The sequence below is a fragment of the Bacillus sp. GMs2/2 genome (assembly GCF_050172095.1).
In the GTDB taxonomy this organism is placed as follows: Bacteria; Bacillota; Bacilli; order Bacillales; family Bacillaceae_G; genus Bacillus_A; species Bacillus_A cereus.
The window spans coordinates 1-3548 of sequence record NZ_JBNLYE010000385.1 but is presented as its reverse complement, the minus strand read 5'-3'; the positions used below and the strand labels follow the sequence as shown (position 1 = coordinate 3548).

Below are 3548 nucleotides of genomic sequence, written 5' to 3'. Positions count from 1 at the left end.
TATGTAGAGGTATGTAAAAACGATTGGCTATAGTTAAAATTTTTTATCTATGCTTAAAATTCTAAAATACATTTATTTAATTTAATAATACGATTATAAAGGGGTAAAAATATGAATAATTTCGTAAAGGTAGGTTTAACTACAGGAGTGGTGTTATCGGCGATTATGCCTTATGGAGGAGTACATGCGGAAACAGAAGATTTAAAAGTGGAAACAAAGGAAGATACGTTCCGAACAGGTAATTTAACAGCACCTTCTCAAAATTCGGCAGAAAATGTAGCAAAGGATGCACTAAAAGGAAAAACAGAACAAGCATTATCATCAAAGCAAGTTAATACGGAATCCAAAGTTAATTATAATGTTACGCAAAGTCGTAAATCTTATGATGGTACTACATTGGTACGTCTTCAACAAACGTATGAAGGACGTGATGTATACGGATATCAACTAACAGCACATATTAATGATGATGGTGTACTTACGAGCGTTTCGGGAGATAGTGCCCAAAATTTACAACAACAGGAAGATTTGAAACAACCTATTACTCTATCAGAAGAGGATGCAAAGAAACAGCTTTTCAACATCTATGGAAATGATCTAACATTTATCGAAGAACCAGAAATTAAACAAGTGGTATATGTAGATGAAAATACAAATAAAGCTACAAACGCATATCAAATTACTTTTAGTGCATCTACACCTGAATATGTATCCGGTACAGTATTAATTGATGCTTTTGGTGGTAATCTATTAAAAGAACTCGTTCAAAAATTGGGTATACAAGTAGAGAGTAGTATTGTCCAATCTGCGACATCAAATAAATCAACAGATCCTTCAAAATTAACAGGTACAGGAAAAGATGACTTAGGTATTAATCGTACGTTTGGAATTACACAAAGAAGTGATGGAACGTACATGCTTGCAGATTATTCTCGTGGTAAGGGAATTGAAACATATACTGCTAATTATAAAGATTATAATAATTATAGAAGAAATGTATGGGGTTATCTCGATGATTTAGTAACAAGTAATTCTACAAATTTTACAGATCCTAAAGCAGTTAGTGCCCATTATTTAGCAACGAAAGTATATGATTTTTATCAAGAAAAATATGGACGTAACAGCTTTGATAATAACGGACAAAAAGTAATTTCTGTCGTTCATGGTTGGAACACAAATGGTACGAATAAAGGAAATCCTAAGCAGTGGTTTAATGCATTTAGTAATGGCGCTATGCTAGTATACGGAGATCCAATTGTTAGAGCATTTGATGTGGCAGGACATGAATTTACACACGCAGTTACAAGAAATGAGTCTGGACTTGAGTACGCAGGAGAAGCTGGTGCAATTAATGAAGCGTTATCTGATATTTTAGGAGTAGCCGTTGAAAAGTATGCCAATAACGGAAAGTTCAATTGGACAATGGGAGAACAATCAGGTCGTATTTTTAGAGATATGAAAAACCCATCATCTATCTCTTCTAGATATCCAGAGGATTATAGGCATTATAATAACTTACCTATTGATGCTGACCACGATCATGGTGGTGTACACACGAACTCTAGCATTATTAATAAAGTAGCTTACTTGATTGCTAGTGGTGGAAGCCATAATGGAGTAAACGTACATGGCATTGGAGAAGATAAAATGTTTGATATTTTCTATTATGCAAATACGGATGAATTAAATATGACTTCTGATTTTAAAGAATTAAAAGAAGCTTGTATTCGTGTAGCAACGAACTTATATGGTAAAGACTCATTAGAAGTACAAGCTGTCCAACAAGCCTTTAAAGCAGCGTATATTTAATATTATTGTGATGAATTACAAACTCTTTCATTTTAATATAGTGATTAATTTGTATTTATAGAAAAAAACCTTGTAGAATTTTTCTGCAAGGTTTTTTTTAATGTTATCCCGCTATTTGCTGGGCAGTAAGACCCCCACCTCAAAATTTAGCTGTTATTTTTTTACTTGTTGTAAAGGATGGAAAGCTTTTAGGGTTGTGGCACGCCTCTTAAGAAAAAGATAAGGCGAAGCGATCTCGCTGTTATTTCCCAACAACAAACATTTTATTTAGTGAAAGTTACCAAACGTTTTTCAAAACTATTTTACCTATTGCTTTATTTGACTCCAAATATTCATGTGCTTGTGCAACTTCATCAAACGTAAAAGGTTTAGAATCTAGCAATGGACGAAGTTTTCCTTCTTCTACAATTTGCGTTATTTTCGTTAAGATTTCTCCGCAATCATTACGCTTATCTGTATGTAATATTTTTAATGCCATAAAAGTAACGTGCAGAGAGAGTCCTTTTGCGTGTAAAGGAGAGAGGTCATGGGTTGAACGAGCTGCAATAGTTACGACAGTTCCATTGACCGCAGCAGCTTCAAAAGAATGATCAAGATTCTTGCCGCCTACTGTATCAAATATAACTTCAAATCCGTTTCCGTTCGTATGTTTTTGTACATATTCTTGAACAGATTCTTCTTTATAATTAATAGCTATATCGGCTCCTAAACGATGGGCTATTTCCATTTTGTTTTGCTGAGAAGCTGTTGTAAAAACTTTAGCGCCTGCCCATTTAGCTAGTTGAATGGCTACGTGTCCTACGCCACCAGTAGCTCCATGAATGAGAACATTTTGACCAGGTTTAATATTTGCACGATCAAATAAAGATTCCCAAGCTGTAATTGCAACTAATGGTAGAGCAGCAGCTTCTTCCATTGTTAAATTGTTAGGTTTGTGAGCAATTAATCGTGCATCAGCAAGCATAAATTCTGCAAGTGCACCTCCAGTTTCTTTAAAACCTCCGGCACATCCGTATACTTTATCCCCTGATTTGAATTTCGAAACACCTTCTCCTACTTCAATAACAATACCAGCTACATCGCCGTGTAATATAGCTGGAAACTCAGGAGCGACGGCTGAAACGGCCCCACTACGCATTTTTGTATCGATTGGATTTACACTTGTTGCTTTTACATCGATTAGAACATGACCTGGTAAAAGTCTTGGTTTTGAAACTTTTTCTAATTGAAATACAGATGAATCCCCAAAAGAATGGATAATTTGTGCTTTCATAGTTTATACCTCCTGTTTGTGGTTATAGCATAGCAAAGTACGAAAAATAAGTATAATATTTTGAATTTTGTTAGTGAGAATTTTATATAGAGAAGGGGAAAGTGCATGAAATGAAATAATGTAACGTACTTCTAAAAACTACTGTAAAGCTTTTTGAAGAAAGGGTAGATGTTATTTTTGCAGCATGATTTATTCATTATGTTTATTATTACTCACTTAGTACAGGTATTTTAAAGTGCTACATCACTTTAAAGTACGTACTGCTATTCATGTTATGGCCGATTTATAATAACACTCGTAGCACAAAGAAAGTTATAACGATTACAATAGGCAACAATGTGGTGTTACAGTATTGCCTATCAATTTTGAGTAGAAATATGAAAAGTATAGATTTATATGAATGAAGGAAAGAAAGTGGATTGTGAGCTACAAAAGGATTAAATCGTCTTATTATAGAGAAGCCTTT

Annotated in this window: 2 protein-coding genes; one reads left to right on the top strand and one right to left on the bottom strand. The window is 34.2% G+C overall.

Annotated elements, in window-relative coordinates; all coding sequences use genetic code 11:
- Positions 1 to 111: 111 nt before the first annotated feature.
- Complete coding sequence (locus tag ACQGS6_RS24725; RefSeq protein WP_001058955.1) at positions 112 to 1809, top strand: M4 family metallopeptidase; 1698 nt, start codon at positions 112 to 114, stop codon at positions 1807 to 1809.
- Between the two features lie 277 nt (positions 1810 to 2086).
- Here ACQGS6_RS24725 and ACQGS6_RS24720 read toward each other — a convergent pair whose 3' ends face one another.
- Entirely contained in the window at positions 2087 to 3082 is a 996-nt protein-coding gene (locus ACQGS6_RS24720; protein ID WP_098871775.1) for a zinc-dependent alcohol dehydrogenase family protein, read from the bottom strand.
- Between the last annotated feature and the right edge of the window lie 466 nt (positions 3083 to 3548).

What these genes read in the sequence shown, in the direction of transcription:
- ACQGS6_RS24725 (WP_001058955.1), top strand. Translation starts at nt 112, where the DNA reads ATGAATAATTTCGTAAAGGTAGGTTTAACTACAGGAGTGGTGTTATCG.
- ACQGS6_RS24720 (WP_098871775.1), bottom strand. Translation starts at nt 3,082, where the DNA reads ATGAAAGCACAAATTATCCATTCTTTTGGGGATTCATCTGTATTTCAA.